The sequence below is a fragment of the Streptomyces sp. NPDC002838 genome (genome assembly GCF_040295365.1).
Taxonomy (GTDB): domain Bacteria; phylum Actinomycetota; class Actinomycetes; order Streptomycetales; family Streptomycetaceae; genus Streptomyces.
This window is the reverse complement of the sequence record NZ_JBEOVF010000023.1, coordinates 15,211-32,149: the sequence shown is the minus strand read 5'-3', so window position 1 is coordinate 32,149 and position 16,939 is coordinate 15,211. Positions and strand designations below refer to the sequence as shown.

Annotated in this window: 16 protein-coding genes and 2 pseudogenes; 8 read left to right on the top strand and 10 right to left on the bottom strand. The window is 69.6% G+C overall.

The genetic code is table 11. The features are described from left to right. The first annotated feature begins 74 nt into the window (after nucleotides 1-74). Nucleotides 75-1,193: a hypothetical protein gene (locus tag ABT063_RS27025; RefSeq protein ID WP_351061406.1), complete on the top strand. Its 1,119-nt coding sequence runs from the start codon at nucleotides 75-77 to the stop codon at nucleotides 1,191-1,193. Between the two features lie 87 nt (nucleotides 1,194-1,280). Continuing rightward, nucleotides 1,281-1,949: a peptide-methionine (S)-S-oxide reductase MsrA gene (gene msrA / locus ABT063_RS27020; protein ID WP_351061403.1), complete on the top strand. Its 669-nt coding sequence runs from the start codon at nucleotides 1,281-1,283 to the stop codon at nucleotides 1,947-1,949. Between the two features lie 188 nt (nucleotides 1,950-2,137). On the opposite strand, the gene ABT063_RS27015 is transcribed toward msrA, so the two are convergent. Then, nucleotides 2,138-2,914, bottom strand: coding sequence for a carbonic anhydrase (locus ABT063_RS27015; RefSeq protein WP_351061401.1), 777 nt, complete (start codon nucleotides 2,912-2,914; stop codon nucleotides 2,138-2,140). A 254-nt stretch (nucleotides 2,915-3,168) separates the two neighbouring features. Between ABT063_RS27015 and ABT063_RS27010 the strand changes: the two genes are divergently transcribed. Then, on the top strand, nucleotides 3,169-4,092 hold the full coding sequence (locus ABT063_RS27010; protein WP_351061723.1) for a DUF5829 family protein: 924 nt from the start codon (nucleotides 3,169-3,171) through the stop codon (nucleotides 4,090-4,092). A gap of 17 nt (nucleotides 4,093-4,109) precedes the next feature. On the opposite strand, the gene ABT063_RS27005 is transcribed toward ABT063_RS27010, so the two are convergent. Both ABT063_RS27005 and ABT063_RS27000 read right to left on the bottom strand, forming a co-directional pair. Then, nucleotides 4,110-4,493 carry a VOC family protein gene (locus ABT063_RS27005; RefSeq protein WP_351061399.1) on the bottom strand — a complete coding sequence of 128 codons (384 nt, stop codon included), beginning with the start codon at nucleotides 4,491-4,493 and terminating at the stop codon, nucleotides 4,110-4,112. 135 nt (nucleotides 4,494-4,628) lie between these two features. Then, complete coding sequence (locus tag ABT063_RS27000) at nucleotides 4,629-5,669, bottom strand: NAD(P)-dependent alcohol dehydrogenase (RefSeq protein ID WP_351061396.1); 1,041 nt, start codon at nucleotides 5,667-5,669, stop codon at nucleotides 4,629-4,631. Nucleotides 5,670-5,853: 184 nt separating this feature from the next. On the opposite strand from ABT063_RS27000, the gene ABT063_RS26995 reads away from it, so the two are divergent. Continuing rightward, nucleotides 5,854-6,765, top strand: a complete 912-nt coding sequence (locus ABT063_RS26995; protein WP_351061393.1) for a helix-turn-helix transcriptional regulator — start codon at nucleotides 5,854-5,856, stop codon at nucleotides 6,763-6,765. Nucleotides 6,766-6,771: 6 nt separating this feature from the next. Here ABT063_RS26995 and ABT063_RS26990 read toward each other — a convergent pair whose 3' ends face one another. Together ABT063_RS26990 and ABT063_RS26985 are read right to left on the bottom strand one after the other, a co-directional pair. Then, complete coding sequence (locus ABT063_RS26990) at nucleotides 6,772-7,542, bottom strand: group II truncated hemoglobin (protein ID WP_351061390.1); 771 nt, start codon at nucleotides 7,540-7,542, stop codon at nucleotides 6,772-6,774. A 59-nt stretch (nucleotides 7,543-7,601) separates the two neighbouring features. Then, nucleotides 7,602-7,826 carry a DUF397 domain-containing protein gene (locus ABT063_RS26985; protein ID WP_351061387.1) on the bottom strand — a complete coding sequence of 75 codons (225 nt, stop codon included), beginning with the start codon at nucleotides 7,824-7,826 and terminating at the stop codon, nucleotides 7,602-7,604. Between ABT063_RS26985 and ABT063_RS26980 the strand changes: the two are divergent. Both ABT063_RS26980 and ABT063_RS26975 read left to right on the top strand, forming a co-directional pair. Further along, a pseudogene (locus tag ABT063_RS26980) lies at nucleotides 7,774-7,965 on the top strand (hypothetical protein); the annotation flags it as partial. The gene ABT063_RS26985 and the pseudogene ABT063_RS26980 overlap by 53 nt on opposite strands. Further along, on the top strand, nucleotides 7,965-8,318 hold the full coding sequence (locus ABT063_RS26975) for an ATP-binding protein (protein WP_351061384.1): 354 nt from the start codon (nucleotides 7,965-7,967) through the stop codon (nucleotides 8,316-8,318). The pseudogene ABT063_RS26980 and the gene ABT063_RS26975, both read left to right, overlap by 1 nt. Here ABT063_RS26975 and ABT063_RS26970 read toward each other — a convergent pair. The 4 genes and pseudogenes from ABT063_RS26970 to ABT063_RS26955 all read right to left on the bottom strand — a co-directional run bounded on the left by ABT063_RS26970 (nucleotide 8,306) and on the right by ABT063_RS26955 (nucleotide 13,931). Further along, nucleotides 8,306-11,620: a S8 family peptidase gene (locus ABT063_RS26970; protein WP_351061380.1), complete on the bottom strand. Its 3,315-nt coding sequence runs from the start codon at nucleotides 11,618-11,620 to the stop codon at nucleotides 8,306-8,308. The genes ABT063_RS26975 and ABT063_RS26970 overlap by 13 nt on opposite strands. A 249-nt stretch (nucleotides 11,621-11,869) precedes the next feature. Further along, a pseudogene (locus tag ABT063_RS26965) lies at nucleotides 11,870-11,998 on the bottom strand (ATP-binding cassette domain-containing protein); the annotation flags it as partial. 74 nt (nucleotides 11,999-12,072) lie between these two features. Then, a complete protein-coding gene (locus ABT063_RS26960) occupies nucleotides 12,073-13,326 on the bottom strand; it encodes a L,D-transpeptidase (protein ID WP_351061377.1) in 1,254 nt (417 codons plus the stop codon). 236 nt (nucleotides 13,327-13,562) lie between these two features. After that, on the bottom strand, nucleotides 13,563-13,931 hold the full coding sequence (locus ABT063_RS26955) for a hypothetical protein (RefSeq protein ID WP_351061374.1): 369 nt from the start codon (nucleotides 13,929-13,931) through the stop codon (nucleotides 13,563-13,565). Between the two features lie 109 nt (nucleotides 13,932-14,040). On the opposite strand from ABT063_RS26955, the gene ABT063_RS26950 reads away from it, so the two are divergent. After that, a complete protein-coding gene (locus ABT063_RS26950; RefSeq protein WP_351061371.1) occupies nucleotides 14,041-14,367 on the top strand; it encodes a hypothetical protein in 327 nt (108 codons plus the stop codon). A gap of 42 nt (nucleotides 14,368-14,409) precedes the next feature. Further along, the gene (locus ABT063_RS26945; protein ID WP_351061369.1) at nucleotides 14,410-15,213 is read left to right on the top strand and encodes a hypothetical protein; all 804 of its coding nucleotides are present in this window, start codon (nucleotides 14,410-14,412) and stop codon (nucleotides 15,211-15,213) included. 138 nt (nucleotides 15,214-15,351) lie between these two features. Here ABT063_RS26945 and hutH read toward each other — a convergent pair whose 3' ends face one another. Then, nucleotides 15,352-16,890 (bottom strand): histidine ammonia-lyase, encoded by a 1,539-nt coding sequence (gene hutH / locus ABT063_RS26940; RefSeq protein ID WP_351061720.1) that lies wholly within the window; start codon nucleotides 16,888-16,890, stop codon nucleotides 15,352-15,354. Between the last annotated feature and the right edge of the window lie 49 nt (nucleotides 16,891-16,939).

Here is a 16,939-nt window from a genome sequence, read left to right as displayed (position 1 = left end):
GGGCGTGGGCGGGTTTTTCCACAGGTCGGCGACCAGGTTGGCCAATTGTCGGCGGCGTCTGGAACCCTTGAGACATGGAGATTCTCTGGGTCCTGATGGCGCTGGTCATGCTTGGCTTCGTGCTGCTGCCGTTCATGAGGCGCAGGCGCGGCATGATCGAACAGGTCCATCCGGGCCACCCGGACGCCGCGGACCCGGCGAACTACGGCTTCGCGCCGCAGGAGGAGCTGGACGTCCGCATGCCCGGCCCCGACCAGGACCTGCTGGACGTCCTGGACCTCGTGCAGCGCACGCAGGACCACCGGGCGGCCGCGCAGCTCCTCGCCGGCACCGAGACCGAGGGCGAGCGGCGCTGGCAGCGCGTGCAGGCCTTCGCCGGGGCCGCGTCGCTGGAGTTGCGGCAGCGGCCCGGCGGGGTCGGTGAGACGCCGGGCGGGCAGTGGCTGCGCGTGTGGCGGGCGGAGGCGCCCAAGGACGCGGGCGGCGCGGCGGTGCACGCGGAGTTCCTGGTCCAGCAGGCGTGGCGGACGTCGACGCCCGGCACGGACGAGTTCCGGATCATCATGGAGGAGGCGAAGGCGGCCTGCGGCGATGCGGCACTGCTAGCCCCCGGCGACCCGATCCCGTACATCATCGAACTGTCGGTGGCGCGCGGACTGGCCTATCCCCAGCCGGAGTTCGAACAACTCTGGCTGAAGATCCTGGACCGCGCCCCCACGCACATGGGCGCGCATCTGGCCGCCCTGCACTACTGGTGCGAGAAGTGGCACGGCTCGCGCGAGCAGGCGTACGCCTTCGCGGAAGCGGCGGCCGCGCGGGCCCCGCGCGGCTCCCTCCTGGCCGCGATGCCCCTCTTCGCGGTCTTCGAGCACCTCCCCGAGGTGAACCTGGTCAGCGGCTTCTACCAGAGCGAGGTCGTGACGAAGGCGATCCACGGCGCGCTGCACACGGTCCACTCGGCCCGCCAGGACGACCCGATGCTGGCCCACGTCCGGCACCTGCTGGTGTTCTTCCTGGTCCGCGGCGAGCGCTGGGCGGAGGCGATGAGCCAGCTGGTCCACATCGACGGCCATGTCGGCGCCCTGCCGTGGACCCTCTCTCCCGACCCGGCCGCCGAGTTCGCGGTCTACCGCGCGCTGGCGGTGGCGGGCTACGAGGCGAACGGCGGCAGCCCGGCGACGCTGCCGCACTGAGAGCTGCGACGGCCGGAATTCACGGCACGCCCCGCACGTTGACGTGAACGGAGCCGTGATGGGCCCCGGGCCCCGATTGGAGACCGCATGTTCCTGCACAGCCGTACCCCCCAGCTGCCGAGCCCCGAGCAGGCTCTGCCCGGCCGCCCGGAGCCGGCCTTCACGGTCCCCGACCGCCACACCGTCCTCGGCAACCCGCTGCTCGGCCCCTACCCCGAGGGCCTGGAGGTGGCCGACTTCGGCATGGGCTGCTTCTGGGGCGCCGAGCGCAAGTTCTGGCAGCTCCCGGCAGGGGTCTGGACGACGCTGGTCGGCTACCAGGGCGGCTACACCGAGCACCCCACGTACGAAGAGGTCTGCTCGGGCCTGACCGGCCACACGGAGGCGGTCCGCGTGGTCTACGACCCCAAGCTGGTCTCGTACGAAAGCCTCCTGAAGACCTTCTGGGAGTCCCACGACCCCACGCAGGGCTTCCGCCAGGGCAACGACGTCGGCACGCAGTACCGCTCGGCGATCTACACCCACACCCCTGAACAGGCCGCCATCGCTGAATCCTCCCGCAAGGCCTACCAGGAGGTCCTGACGGGCTCGGGCCACGGCACGATCACCACGGAAGTCCTCCCGGCGGAGGGCCGCGCCTTCTATCCGGCTGAGGGGTACCACCAGCAGTACCTCGACAAGAATCCGGCGGGGTACTGCGGGATCGGGGGGACCGGGGTGTCCTGCCCCATTGGCGTGGCGCCGGCCGAAGGGTGACGGGCGGAGTGCCGCCGCGGCGGCACTCCGCGCGGCCGCGGCCGCACGAAGCCGTACAGGCTCGCGCCGATGATCGGTACCCAACCCGGCACTACCTCGCCCCAGGGCTTCACCAGACGTCTCGGCACCGCCGCACGCGGCGCCGACCGGTGCCGGTCAGGTCGACAACGCGTCGCGGGGTCGGGTCCTCAGGCCGACGGCGCCCCCGTCAGCACCTCCACGCGCCCCGTGTCGAGGGAGTAGTACGCGCTGACCACGGCCAGTTCGCCCTTCTTCACCAGCGGGGCGAGGTCGTTGTTGGTCCGCAGGTCCTCGGCGGTCTGCTTGATGTGGACGCGGGTCATGGCGTCGACCGGGTCGGCGTGCTTCTCCTTGGAGATCACTCCGTACGCCGGGCGCAGGGCCTCGGCTATCGACTGCAGGTTGCCGGGCAGCGGCTTGTTGTCCTTCAGGGCCTTGTGCGCCGCCTTGACCGCGCCGCAGCGCTGGTGGCCGAGTACGACGATCAGCGGGGTCCCGGACGTCAGGGGGCCGTACTCGGCGGAACCGACGACCACCGGCGAGACCACCTGGCCGCCGGTGCGCATCACGAAGAGGTCGCCGATGCCGGTGTCGAAGAGGAGCTCCGGCGGCACCCGGGAGTCGATGCAGGAGAGGATCACGCCGTAGGGGTCCTGCTCCTCGGCGACGAACTGACGTCGCTTCGGATCCCGGTCGGGGTGCTGAAGGGCTCCGCCCACCCAGCGCTTGTTGCCCTCCATCAGCCGCGCGAAGGCCGACCAGGGCGAGTCCGGCCGTGCGCCCGCGGCCGGGGACGGGGAGGCGGCGGCCGCCGCCCCCGCTGCCGCCGGCTTCGGCGTCCCGGTGCTGTCCGACTTCGACGAACAGCCGGTGATCAGAGCTGCGGTGGCCGCCAGCCCTCCGGTGAGAAAGGCCCTGCGCTGTGGTAGCCCGACACTAGGCATAGATCCGTTCCTTCCAGCAGGTGAGCGGGGTGAAGCAGGTGATGCCACTGTGTCGGGAGGCCGGTTAACGTCCGTGAAGGGCTGATGCAGCGCGGGAAAAGCGCATGTCCAAAACACGCGCTGTCACCGGAGGAGACGCCTGAGTCATTCGCCGAATCGACAGCGGACGCGGTCGTTCCCCGCCTACGCTCCCTCGCATGCTGCTTCGCCGAACGATTCGTCGAACGATTCGTCGAACTATGCGCACGTCGCGGATGGCCCTGGTGCTCGTCGTCGCTCTCGCCGGAGCCGTCGGGGGTGGTGCGCAGACCGCGCTGGCGGAGGAGAGCCGGCCGTCGGCCGCCGGTCGGCAGTTGCTGTACTACAACCATGCCTACGGGGTGTTGGACCGCGAGACCGCCGACGCCATCGAGCACTCCGCCTCTCTGCGGACCTTCGCCAACTTCCAGGTGCGCACCACGACCGGTGCCGGCGGGCAGACCTGGACCGGCCGCTATCTGCTCGGCCGCGAGACGTACGTCGAACTGTTCGGGGTCGGCGATCTGCCCGGCCAGGACGGCATGTTCGGCTCCGCCGGGATGGCGCTGTCCACGGAGCGGGCCGGGGACATGGGCACGGTGATCGGGCGGCTGCGGGAGCAAGGGGTCACGGATCCGGTCGAGTTCCGTCAGACGCGGGACTTCGGCGACGGCGTGCCGGTGCCGTGGTTCGACGCCGTCTTCACCACCGATCAGTACGACGCCTTCGGGGCCTGGGGGATGGAGTACCGGCCGGAGTACTTCGCCGACCCGCGCGGCAACACCGAGCCGGCCGCCTACCCCGGTGACGTCGGCCGGGAGCGGTACCTGTCCGACGACTACCGCGACCGGCTGATGCGGGACGTGACGTCCGTCCACCTCGCGGTCACCGCACGCGACCTCGCCAACACCGTGCCCCTGCTGCGCGCCGGCGGGTTCGTCGTCCGGTCCCTGGCGGGCGACGGTGGTGGCGTGGTGGCGCGTCGGGGCGGTACGACGCTCCGGTTCGACGCCGTTCCGCGCGACCAAGTGGGGCTACGGCAGGTCGGGTTCTCGCTCAACCGGGCCGTGCCGCACGCTCATGAGGAACGGATCGGCCGGTCGACGCTCGCCGTCGGGCCGGGCACCCGTGCGGTGTGGACTTTCGGCGGTACGGAGTAGACGGACCAGCGGCTACTTCATGATCCGCTGCCGTACGGCCTCGTCAGGATCTCCAGGTTGTGGCCGTTCGGGTCGTCGAAGTAGGCGCCCCGGCCGCCGTCGTTGTGGTTGATCTCGCCGGGGCGGCGGTGGTACGGGTCCGCCCAGTAGGTCAGGCCGGCCTCCCGGATGCGGGCGAAGATCGTGTCGAAGTCCTCCTCGGAGACGAGGAACGCGTAGTGCTGCGGCGTGATGTCGCCGGGCGAGTCCAGGTAGTCGAGAGTCACGCCGTTCGGGATCTCGACCGGGATGAAGGGGCCGTACTGCGGGCTCATCTTCAGTCCCAGGATGTCGGCCAGGAAGCGGGCCGAGGCGTGCTTGTCGTGTGCGGCGACGATGGTGTGGTTCAGCTGAACGGTCATCGCGGGCCTCCTCATGTCCAACGTACTCGGCGACCGGCGGCCGTATCCGCTGTGGCTGCGAGGGCGTGGGGCAGCCGTACGGCGGCACGCCGAAGGCCCCGGCAGATCATCCGCCGGGGCCCCACCGCGAAGGGGTCAGATCGTCGCCGTGTCGATCACGAACCGGTACCGCACATCGCTGTTCAGTACCCGCTCGTACGCCTCGTTGATCTCGGACGCGGCGATCAGCTCGATCTCCGCGCCGAAGCCGTGCTCGGCGCAGAAGTCCAGCATCTCCTGGGTCTCCTGGATGCCGCCGATGCCGGAGCCGGCGAGGGTCTTGCGGCCGCCGATCACCGAGAAGAGGTTGAGCTTGACGGGCTCCTCGGGGGCGCCGACGTTCACGAAGGCGCCGTCCGTCTTCAGCAGGGACAGGAACGCGTCCAGGTCGAGCGGGGCGGAGACGGTCGACAGGATGAGGTCGAAGGTGCCCCGCAGCTCCTCGAAGGTCTTCGGGTCGCTGGTGGCGTAGTAGTGGTCGGCGCCCAGCTTCAGGCCGTCGTCCTTCTTGCGCAGGGACTGGGAGAGGACCGTGACCTCGGCGCCGAGCGCGTGTGCGATCTTGACGCCCATGTGGCCGAGGCCGCCCATGCCGAGGACGGCGACCTTCTTGCCGGGGCCGGCGTTCCAGTGCTTCAGGGGCGAGTACGTGGTGATGCCGGCGCACAGGAGCGGCGCGGCGACGTCCAGCGACAGGCCGTCGGGGATGCGGACGACGAAGTCCTGGTCGACGACGATCTTCTCGGAGTAGCCGCCGTAGGTGGGCTCGCCGTCCTTGCCGAGGGCGTTGTACGTGCCGACGTTGCCGCCGGTGCAGTACTGCTCCAGGCCGGCCTCGCAGTTGTCGCACTCGCGGCAGGAGTCGACCATGCAGCCGACGCCCACGCGGTCGCCGACCTTGTACTTGGTGACACCCGGGCCGACTTCGGAGACTATGCCCGCGATCTCGTGGCCCGGGACCATCGGGAAGATCGCCTCGCCCCAGCCCTCCCGGGCCTGGTGGATGTCGGAGTGGCAGATGCCGGCGAACTTGATGTCGATCAGCACATCGAACTCGCGGACCGCGCGACGCTCGATGGTGGTGCGCTCCAGTGGAGCCTTGGCGGCGGGTGCGGCGTACGCGGCGACAGTGGTCATGCCGGGGTTCTCCTAGCAAAGAGGTTCCGCGCCCGGCTGCCTTCCGACCGGGCACGCCTGATCAGCGTGCCGCACGTTCCGGCATACACCCAGCCCACCGTTCTGCGTACGTCCGCCGTGCGTACCACTGGCGGGGTCAGGCTGCTGTTCGTACAACGTTCGTACGACCGTGAATACTGGACGCATGGACGAACAGCCCGAAACCGTGCCGGAGCCCGCCGGCGGCCTGGACCGGCGTGCCGAGCTCAGCGAGTTCCTGCGCACCCGGCGGGCCCGGCTGAAGCCGGAGGACGTGGGGCTGCCCGACTTCGGGCGGCACCGCCGGGTGCCGGGGCTGCGCCGGGAGGAGCTGGCGCAGCTGGCCGGGGTGTCCGTGGCGTACTACACACGTCTGGAGCAGGGCAACGGGCGGAACGTGTCGGCGGAGGTCCTCGACTCCATCGCCCGCGCGCTCCGGCTGAACGGTGCCGAGCATGCCCACCTCATGCATCTCGCGAAGCCGAAGCAGCACAGGAAGAAGCAGGCGGTACGGACCCAGCAGGTGCGGGGTCCGCTGCGGCAGCTGCTGGACATGATGGACGGCTTCCCGGCGTACGTCTCGGGCCGGCGCTCGGACATCCTCGCCTGGAACCGGATGGCGGCGGCGGTGTTCGGCGACTGGTCGGAGCTGGCGCCGCAGGACCGGAACTGGGCGCGGCTGGTCTTCCTGAAGCCGGAGTACCGCGATCTGTTCGTGGAGTGGGACCAGAAGGCGTCCGACATGGTCAGCTATCTGCGCATGGACGCGGGCTGCCACCCCGACGACCCGCGTCTGTCCGCGCTGGTCGGCGAACTCTCCGTCAAGAGCGAGGAGTTCCGGCAGCTGTGGGCCACGCATGACGTCAAGGAGAAGGGCTACGGCGTCAAGCGCATCCGGCATCCCCTGGTCGGGGAGATGACCTTGAACTTCGAGTCGTTCCGCCTGCCCGACGACAGCGAGCAGTCCCTGATCACGTACCACGCCGAACCGGGCTCGCCGTCGGCGGAGGCGTTGCGCCTGCTGGCGAGCTGGGGCGCGGACGCGACCCGGGCGGGAACCGGGGCCTCGTCACGCTGAGAGGCGTCAGCCCCGGTACGGCGGTGCCGCCCCCCAGTTCCACCTGGGCACCGGCTGCTCCGCCGGTGGCTTCGCGTCCGGGCCGGAGAAGTGGACGGCCAGACGCGTGCCCCACTCCACGTAGGCGAGGAAGGCCGAGCGGAACTCGGCGTCCGTGGGCAGGCCCGCCTCGTCCGCCGCGTCCTGGATCAGGTTCACCCAGCGGCGGCGCTGCGCCTCGGTGAAGCCCCGGCCCATGTGCTGGGCGACCATGTGACCGTGGCCGCCCTGCGTCTCCGAGTAGGCGGGCGGGCCGCCGAAGACCTCGGCCAGCCACAGGGCCACGTGCTGGGCGTGCTCGGGGGCGAGTCCCGCGAACACCGGGGCCAGGAGCTCGTCCTCGAGGACCTTGTCGTAGAAGACCGACGTGAGGCGGGCGAAGGCCTCCGCGCCGCCCGCCCAGTCGTACAGCGTGGGGACGGCGGAGCCGGTTCCGCGTACGGTCGTCGGCTTGTAGTGGCGCAACTCCTGGATGCTGGCGACGTACGGGCGGATCTCTGCCAGGAAGTCGGTGAACAGTTCGGACTTCCGGAAGCCTTCGAGGTGGTCTTCGGTAGAGGTCCAGGTGATGCGCAGGACGAAGTGCTCGAAGTCATCCTCGCAGCGGGCCAGTTCATAGTCGACGCACTGCGGTGCCGCCGCCAGCTGGGCCGCCGCGTGGGTGTAGGCGGACAGGAACTCCGCCGACTGCTCTTCGGGGATGCGGTACCGGATGTACTCGACCGTCTGAGTCGTCATGCCACCACGGAACCACGAACACCGACCGAACGCGCCTCCTCCGGCGACACGGACAACCCTCAGGCGGTCAGGTCGTCCGCTTTGAGCGCCGCGACGAAGGAGGCCCAGGCGTGGGCGGTGATCAGGAGGGCGGGACGTTCGGGGGCCTTGGAGTCGCGGACGGGGACGAGGCCGGGGAGGCCGTCGGCGACCTCGACGCAGTTGCCGCCGGTTGCGTTGCTGTAGCTCGACTTGCGCCAGGGGCGGCGCCGGGGAACCTGCCATCGCCGTTGCTGCTCTGGCACCACGCTCCCCTCACTCCGCGTGGACCTCCCGACCTTCGCCGCCGCCTACGAGCCGCCCGCAGGCCTCGTCGCGCTCGGGAACTGCAACACCGCCACGGCCCGCGAACTCGCCGCCGTCCTCCGCAAGGCGGCCCAGCGGTGGCCTTCGAACTCCACCTGCTCGCCACCCCGAAGGCCGTACCGGAAGTACGCCATCTCCTGCGCCACCACAGCTACGAAGTGCACCTCTGCGCAAGCGAGTTGGTCACCAACGTCATCGACCACCTCGGAGAGGGCGCCCCGGTGACCGTCCGCGTCCTCACCACCGGCCACGGCCGCGCCCTCCTCGACGCCCTCGCGCGACGGTGGGGCGTGGAACAGGGGGCGGGCCGCAAGACCGTCTGGTGCGAGCTGGAGGCGGAGCCGTATGACGCGGCCGGGCACGAGCAACGGCCTGCCCAGGACACGGGGTCCTGGACAGGCCGCTCGCGTGCGGGAGGTTACTTCCCGTAGTACGCGTTGTAGATCGAGATCGTCGACTTGTTGCCCTTCTTGTCGGCGATCTTGGCGTGGAAGGAGATGGCCTTCCCCTTCGCCGGGTTCTTCACGGTGATCTTGCCGTTCTTGACCTGGATCTTCTTCCAGGTCTGGCCGTAGTCGTACGACACGTAGGTCGTCAGCGACTTCAGGTTGGAGCCCTTGGCCGCGCCCTCGACGGTGACCGGGATCGACACCGTCTTCCCGGCCGCGACGCGGCTGTCCAGGCCGGTCTTGGCCTTGAAGCGGACCATGGAGGCGGGCAGCTTGGCCTGTTCGCCGGTCGGCTTCTTCGAGCGGAAGGTCCAGCTCGCGTCGATCCGGGTGGAGGCGGCCGCGACCTTGACGCTGCGCTTGACCGAGGTGGTCAGCTTGTACTCGGCGTCACCGGACGGGACCTTGAACAGCTTCTCGCCGAAGAGCGGGTCGTCGTGCGTGCCGACCTTCGTGCCGTTGCGGTACAGCGTGGTGGCGACAGACGTGAAGTCCGACGAACCGGCGTGGCCCGCCGAGTCCGCGAACAGCGGCACGTAGCCGTAGATGCCGTTGCCCTCGCGGAAGAGCCCGAACTCCGCGTTCAGTTTCGGGCCGAAGACCGCGGTGTTGAAGGTCTTCGTGTACTTCTTGCCCGCCTTGAAGGTCTGCGGGTTCCCCAGCGTGTAGAACGCGTCCGGGATCGGGTTGCCGTTCGCGTCCTTGCCGGCGTACTGATCGAAGTCGAAGCTCCACTGGATCTTGTCGGACGTCGAGACGTACACCGTGCGCGCACCCGGCAGCTTCTGCTCCACAGGCCACCCGATGACGAAGTCGTCGGGGAAGAGTCCCAGGGAGTAGAGACCACCGGTCTTTCCGGCAGCCGCGGCACCGAGATTGTTCTTCACCGTGGCCAGTTCGCTCGCCTTGAAGTGGCGGACCTTGTCACCCTTGATCTTCTTGACCTTGGCGGTGGTGGCCACGTCGTACTCGGCGGCGGCGCCCTTGGTCCACTGGCCGTTCCAAGTCTGCTGGAGGCCGGTCGCAGCCTCCGGGCCGAGGTGGGCCATGCGCACATCGGCGAAGGACTCGAGGCCGAAGCCGAGGCCGATGCCCGCGGGCTCGTAGAAGTAGCTGATCATCGCGGCCCGCTGCTTGGCCTGCGCGTCCGGCACGGTGAGCTTGGCCGCCTTGGTCTTGCGGGCGTCGATCGTCACCGAGGTGTTCTTGGTGACGGACAGCTTCGGCTGGACCACCCAGTCGAGGCCGCCCTCGAAGGTGACGAAGTCCTTCGCGATCCAGGCGTCCAGCAGGTACGTGCCCTTGGGCACGCGCATGGTCGTCGTGCCGGAGCCGGCGACCGGAACATCCAGGGCCCGGCCGTTGCCCAGGCCCGAGTAGCCGAACAGGAGGGTGCTGTAGCCGTCCGTCGGCTGCCCGTCCCTGCCGATGTGCTTGACGGTGACGTCGTACGACTCCACCTCACGCTGCACGGCCGCGGCCGTACGGACGCTCTGGCCGCCGCCCGTCGCGGTCACGTACGCGGAGTACGCGCCGTCGACCGTGCCGCCCAGCTTGGTGTTGACGGTCATGTCCACGGAGGCGCTGCCGTTCGCCGGGACGGTCACCGTGGTGGCGCTGAGCTTGAAGAAGCCGGCCGGAGCGGCCTGGCCCTTGGGGTTGGTGGCGGTCGACGCCAGCTTCAGCGTGACGGGCTTCGTGCCGAGGTTGCGGTACGTCAGCGGCTTGGTGACCGGCTTGTCGTCGGTGTGCGGCCACTGCTGCGTGCCGAAGCTGACCGACACCGGGTCGGCGATCACGGTCTGCTTGATGGCCTTGTCGACCTGGATGCGGCCCGAACCCTGCTGGAACGGGTTGTACTTGCCGGCCTTGGTCGAACCGGTCAGCGCGCCCTTGAGCTCGGCGTACTTCCAGTCCGGGTGCTGCTGCTTGAGGATCGCGGCGGCGCCGGCGACGTGCGGGGTCGCCATCGACGTACCCGAGATGCTCAGGTAGCCGGCGGGGTTCTCGCCGACCTCCTGCGCGATGGCGCTGCCCTTGGCGGCCGCGGCCGTGGTGTCCACGCCCGGCGCGGTGACGTCGGGCTTGATGGCGCCGTCGCCGAGGCGCGGGCCGGTCGAGGAGAACGCGGCGAGCTTGTCCTTGTCGTCGACGGCGCCGACGGTGATCGCGGCGTCCGCGCTGCCAGGCGAACCGACCGACTCCGGACCGGAGTTGCCCGCCGCGATCGCGAAGAGGATGCCCTTCTCGTCGGACAGCTTGTTGACCGCCGCCTCCAGCGGGTCCACCTCGGGGGTGTCCAGGCCGCCGAGGCTGAGGTTGACGACCTGGGCGCCCTGCTCGGCCGCCCACTCCATGCCGGCGAGGATGCCGGAGTCGTCGCCGAAGCCGTTGTCGTCGAGGACCTTGCCGTTGAGGACGTCGGCGCCGGGCGCCACGCCCTTGTACTTGCCGCCGGACTTGGCTCCGGTGCCCGCCGCGATGGACGCGACGTGCGTGCCGTGGCCGACCTTGTCGGTGGCGTCGGCGGCGGGGGTGAAGTTCTTGGCCGCGATCACCTGGTCCTTGAGGTCCGGGTGGGTCGCGTCGACGCCGGTGTCCAGTACGGCGATCTTGACGCCCTTGCCGTCGTAGCCGGCCGCCCATGCCTTGGGGGCGCCGATCTGCGGCACGGACTTGTCGAGGCTGGCCTTGCGGACGCCGTCCAGCCAGACGTGCGCGATGCCGGAGGCGGTCTTGTCGCCGTTGGTGACGGCGTCCCACAGCTCGGGCGCGTCCTCGTGCGGGGTCTGGACGGCGTCGGCGTTCAGGGACTCGAGGGTCTGGCGGAGCTTGCCCGCGTCACGGACGTCGGCCTTGGCGCCGGTGGCGGCTCCCTTGTAGCCGACGATGACCTTCAGGCCCTTGGCCTGGGACTTGCGGGTCGCGGACTTGCCGAGCTCGGTGATGTCGAAGAGCCGCTGGTCGAGCTTGCCGGAGGTGACCAGGCGGGCCGCGTCGGCCGGGATCACGAGCGTGTGGCCGTCGGCCTTGCGGATCTGGACGGGTATGTGCTCGCGCCCCTTCGCCCGGTCCAGGCCCACGACCCGGCCCTTGGAGTCGACGGTGACGCGGTCACCCGTGATCAGGGTGATGCGGTGCTTGGCCGTGAACGAGGCCTTCGCGGCGCCGGTGGTCTGCCGCTCCCCCTCCGCCGACGCCGGGCTGGTCATGCCCGCCGCCAGGGCCACGGCGGCCGCTGTGGCGACCGTGGCCGCGCATGCTCTTTTCACTTGTCTGCGCAAGTTTCCCCCTTGCAGAAGTACCGGGCGAATTCCCCGTTCACCCGGCCGGGGGCAGACTCGCACGCTCGTGCGCACGCCCCCCGGAACTCGCAGTATGCCGGGGGGCGTTCAAGCACCTCAATAGACAGACGGCTGACAGGAAAGGTCTGTTACACGATCGCCGGGTAAGCGAATATCCCCGGCCAGTTCCGAATTTCGCCCCTACGAAGCGGCGTTCTCCTTCACCGTGATCCTTTTGATGAACGTCAGCCCGGTGGGTTCGTCGGCCAGCAGCACCTGCGGCTGCTTGACCAGCGCGCGGGCGATGGCGACACGCTGCTGCTGCCCGCCGGACATCTCACCGGGCAGATGCCCGAGCCGCTCACCGAGCCCGACCGAGGCTGTGGGCAGCCCCGGAAACACCGATGCCGCCCCTGAGGGCGGCATCGGATCGACCTGGAAGTGCGGGGACGTCAGACGGCGGAGCCCGCCTTCCACTGCTCCCAGCTCATGTTCCAGCCGTTCAGACCGTTGTCCGGCGCGACCGTCTTGTCGCCGGTGTTCTGCACGACCACCACGTCACCGATCATCGAGTTGTTGTAGAACCACGCACCCGGCGTGTTCGGGTCGTTCGCGCCCTTGGTGTCCGACAGGCCCACGCAGCCGTGGCTGGTGTTCACGCTGCCGAAGATGGACTTCGCGCCCCAGTAGTTGCCGTGCACGAAGGTGCCGGAGGTGGTCAGGCGCATGGCGTGCGGCACGTCCTTGATGTCGTACTCGCCCTTGCCGTCGTCGTCGGTGAAGCCGACCGTCGCGCCGTTCATCCGGGTCTCCTTGAACTTCTCGGAGATCACCATCTGGCCTTCGTACGTCTTGTTGTCGGGCGCGCCGGCGGAGATCGGGATGGTCCTGACCGTCTTGCCGTCCTGCGTGACCTTCATCTGCTTGGTCTTCGCGTCGACGTACGTGACCTGGTTGCGGCCGGTCTTGAAGGTGACCGTCTTCTGCTGGACGCCGTAGACCCCGTCGGCACCCTCGACACCGTCGAGCGCGAGCTTCAGCGTGACGGTGGAGTTCTCCTGCCAGTACTTGTCGGGCCGGCAGTCCATGCGGTTGGCGTTGAACCAGTGGCAGACGACTTCCTGGCCGCTGGTGGTGGAGACGGTGATGCCCTTCTGGACGGCCGCCTTGTTGGTGATCGCCTTGTCGAAGTTGATCGACACGGGCATGCCGACGCCGACGGTGGTGCCGTCGTCCGGCGTGAAGGTGCCGATGAAGCTGTTGGCCGGCGAGACCGTGGTGAACGAGGCGTTCTCGTGGGCGACGCGACCGTCGGCGTCCTTCGCCTCCGCCGTCACCTTGTAGGTGGTGGACCGCTCCAGCTGGGCGCTGGGCTTCCAGCTGAGCTTGTCCGCGGATATCTCGCCGCCGACCTCGGCGCCGTCGGACGTGGTCATCTTCACGTCCGTGAGCGTGCCCTTGCTCACGGTGACGGCGGCGGAGTTGTTGATGGAGGCGTTGTCCGAGCCGTCCTTGGGTGTGATCTTGATCTGGGCCTCGGAGGTCTTCTTGGCGGCCGCCTCGTCGACCTTTGACTGTGAGCTGTCGCTGCCCCCGTCGCTCCCCGAGGCGTCGTCGCCGCCGCCGGAACACGCCGTGAGCACAAGCACACCGCCAAGCAGTGCGGACGCGACCGTCAGGCCCTTGCGCCGCTTACCGACCGTCATCACACGCTTCTCCATCGTTGCCGAATCCCCAAAACCCCGGGAGCCCCGTAAACCCGAGAGTCCCCGTTAACAAGACTTCAACGCTACGACCGGTTCGTCCCGTTCCACATTCTCCGAAGGTGTGGGGCACACCACGTCCGCGCGGCGGTGGTGCGGGTGTCGGTCCTCGCGCCCCTTGAGACGACGAAACCCCGGGCGGCGGTTTCCGCCCGGGGTCACGATTTCCCCAAGCGGGCTCAGCCGGCCGCCTCTTCTTCTTCGTCGTCCTCGTCGACTTCTTCGTCGTCCTCGTCGACATCATCCTCGTCGAGGTCCCAGTCCGGCGAATCCGGGTCGTAGTCGATCTGCTCGCTGCTCCAGGAGGCCTGCGCGAGTTCGACCCCCGGCACCCCGCTGACCAGGTCGAACGGGTCCACGAGATACGCGAGGGCCTCCGCGGTGTCTTCCGTCACAGCGCTCTCGGCGTGTACCCGCTCCTCGGCCGGCATATCGGCGTCCTTCGCGATCCGCCCCAGCGCGGCCCCGGTGAGGGCGCCGGCGTCGTCGACTTCGAGGACGAGTTCCACGCGAAGCCGTACAAAACGTGATGTCTCTGCAGTGCTCATGCCCGGAGCGTACGGCTGATCGCTCCCGTGACTTTCCCGTGACCCGCGCCTTTCACTAACATCGGCCCACACGGCCAATTCGCCAGCGCCACAAGGGGATCGATATTCCGTGTCATCCGCTCGCCGTCCGTTGCTGACCGCCACCGCCGCGGGGACCCTTCTGGGCGCCCTGTGGTTCGTCCCCTCCGCGAACGCGTCGGCGGACCACCCGGCCAGAACGGACTCCTCTGCGACCTCGACGTCGCAGGTCACGACCCAGGCGCGAGCCGCGTCCACGAGTACGTCCAGCACGTCCGGTACGACCACCGAGGGCCCCCGACTCGCGGACACGGGCAGCTTCGACACCACCCCGTACGTCGTCGGCGGCACCCTCTTCCTCACCCTGGGCGCCGGGTTCGTCGTGTACTCGGTTCGCCGGGAACGTCTCGGTTTTTAACCTCGCTTGACGATTTCTCCATACGGGCTCCATAGTCCGCCCATGAAGAGATCATCGAGGGCGCGCATAGGCGCCACGGCGACCGTGAGCGTGCTGTCGCTCGCCCTCATCACAGGTTGCGGCGGGGGTTCGGACGGCTCCAAGGACTCGTCCCAGGGTTCCGAGGGCTCGAACAAGTCGTCCTCCTCGCCGAGTACGGCCGCGAAGACGCTCGGCGCGGCCGAGCTGGAGAAGCTGCTGCTCGCGAAGGGCGACCTGGAGGGCTACAGGACCGCCTCCGGCGACGACACCCTGCCGGGCTCCAAGAGCGAGGTGAAGGCCGACAAGGCGGAGTGCGCGCCGCTCGCCTACGCCATGGCCGGTCTCGCGCCGGGCGACACGGACGCGAACGCGAGCAACACCGTCACCGAGGACACCGCGCCGGAGGGCGCCTCCAAGTCCCCGGAGGACGTCAGCGAGTCCGACATCGCGAACGCCTTCAACGTCAACATGACGTTCGTGGGCCTCTCCTCGTACGAGAGGGACGGCGCCGAGAAGGCCTTCAAGGCCGTCTCCGACGGCGTGGCGGCCTGCTCCGGCGGGTTCGGCATCGCCGCCCAGGGCGAGAACCAGAAGATCACCAAGGTCGCCTCGGAGAAGGCCTCGGGAACCGGTGACGAGTCCGTGGCGTTCGCCGTGGACTCCGCCATGGACGGCGGGGGGACGGGCACCTTCCACACCGAGGTGGTGCGCCACGGCAGCACCCTCGCCACGTACTACACGGTCAACTTCACCGCGCTGACGTCCGGCAAGGCCTACGACGTCCCGGCAGCCGTGATCGACGCCCAGGCGGCCAAGCTCAGGTGACCCCTTGACCGACCGGGGCCCTTTCGCATGACAGGGCCCCTAGTCTCCAGTGCCCCTGGGGCCTGTCCGGCGGATCATGCCGCAGACGCGGTAATGGGTCGCCGCCGATTTCCTGCGACCTGATCCGCCGGACAGGCCCTAGCGCAGGGGCCCGGTCACCGTCTCCACGGCCGCGACCAGCCGCCCCTCGCGTACGAACGTGTCCGCCGCGGCGAGGTCGGGCGCCAGGAACCGGTCCGGGCCCGGACCGCCGACACCGGCCTTCCGTACGGCGTCGATGACCGCCCGCGAGGCCGGCGCCGGAGTCAGTCCCTCACGCAACTCGACGGCGCGCGTGGCGGCGTACAGCTCGATGGCGATGACGCGCGTGAGGTTGTCGACGGCCGTGCGCAGCTTGCGCGCCGCCGACCAGCCCATGGAGACGTGGTCCTCCTGCATGGCGGAGGACGGGATGGAGTCCGCCGACGCCGGTACGGCGAGCCGCTTCATCTCGCTCACCAGCGCGGCCTGCGTGTACTGGGCGATCATCAGCCCGGAGTCCACACCGGCGTCGTCGGCGAGGAACGGCGGCAGACCGTGGCTGCGGTTCTTGTCCAGCAGCCGGTCGGTGCGGCGCTCGGCGATGGAGGCGAGGTCGGCGGCGGCGATGGCGAGGAAGTCGAGGACGTAGGCGACCGGGGCGCCATGGAAGTTGCCGTTGGACTCGACACGTCCGTCGGGCAGGACGACGGGGTTGTCGACGGCGGAGGCGAGCTCGCGCTCGGCGACGAGGCGAGCGTGCGCCATGGTGTCGCGCCCCGCTCCCGCGACCTGCGGGGCGCAGCGCACGGAGTAGGCGTCCTGGACGCGGGGCGCGTCGTCCTGGTGATGCCCCGTCAGGCCCGAACCCTTCAGTACGGCCAGCATGTTGGCGGCACTGGAACCCTGCCCGGGGTGCGGGCGGATGGCGTGCAGCTCGGGGGCGAGGACCTTGTCGGTGCCGAGGAGAGCCTCCAGCGACAGGGCCGCGGTCACGTCGGCCGACTTGTACAGCGTCTCCAGGTCGGCGAGGGCCATGACCAGCATGCCGAGCATGCCGTCGGTGCCGTTGAGGAGGGCGAGGCCCTCCTTCTCGCGCAGTTCGACGGGCCGGATCCCGTGCTCGGCGAGGAGCTCACCGGCCGGTCGTACGGCCCCGTCGGGTCCTTCGGCGTCCCCCTCCCCCATGAGCGTCAGGGCGCAGTGGGACAGCGGGGCCAGGTCGCCGGAGCAGCCGAGCGAGCCGAACTCGTGGACGACCGGGGTGATGCCGGCGTTGAGCACGTCGGCCATGGTCCGCGCGACCTCGGGGCGGACGCCGGTGTGCCCGGAGCAGACGGTCTTCAGCCGCAGGAACATCAGCGCGCGCACGACCTCGCGCTCGACCCGCGGTCCCATCCCGGCGGCGTGCGAGCGGACGATGTTGCGCTGCAACTGGGCCCGCAGCTCCTGGCTGATGTGCCGGGTCGCCAGGGCGCCGAAGCCGGTGCTCACGCCGTAGACGGGGTCGGGCTTGGCGGCCAGCGCGTCCACGATCCCGCGGGCCGCGGTGAGGGCGGCGACCGCCTCCTCGGAGAGCTCGACCCGGGCGCCGGCGCGCGCCACGGCGAGAACGTCGGACGCGGTCACGCCGGACGTCCCCACCACCACAGTGTGCATATCCATATTCAGGAGCGTACGCAGTGAATTCGAGGATGTCACCAGTGGG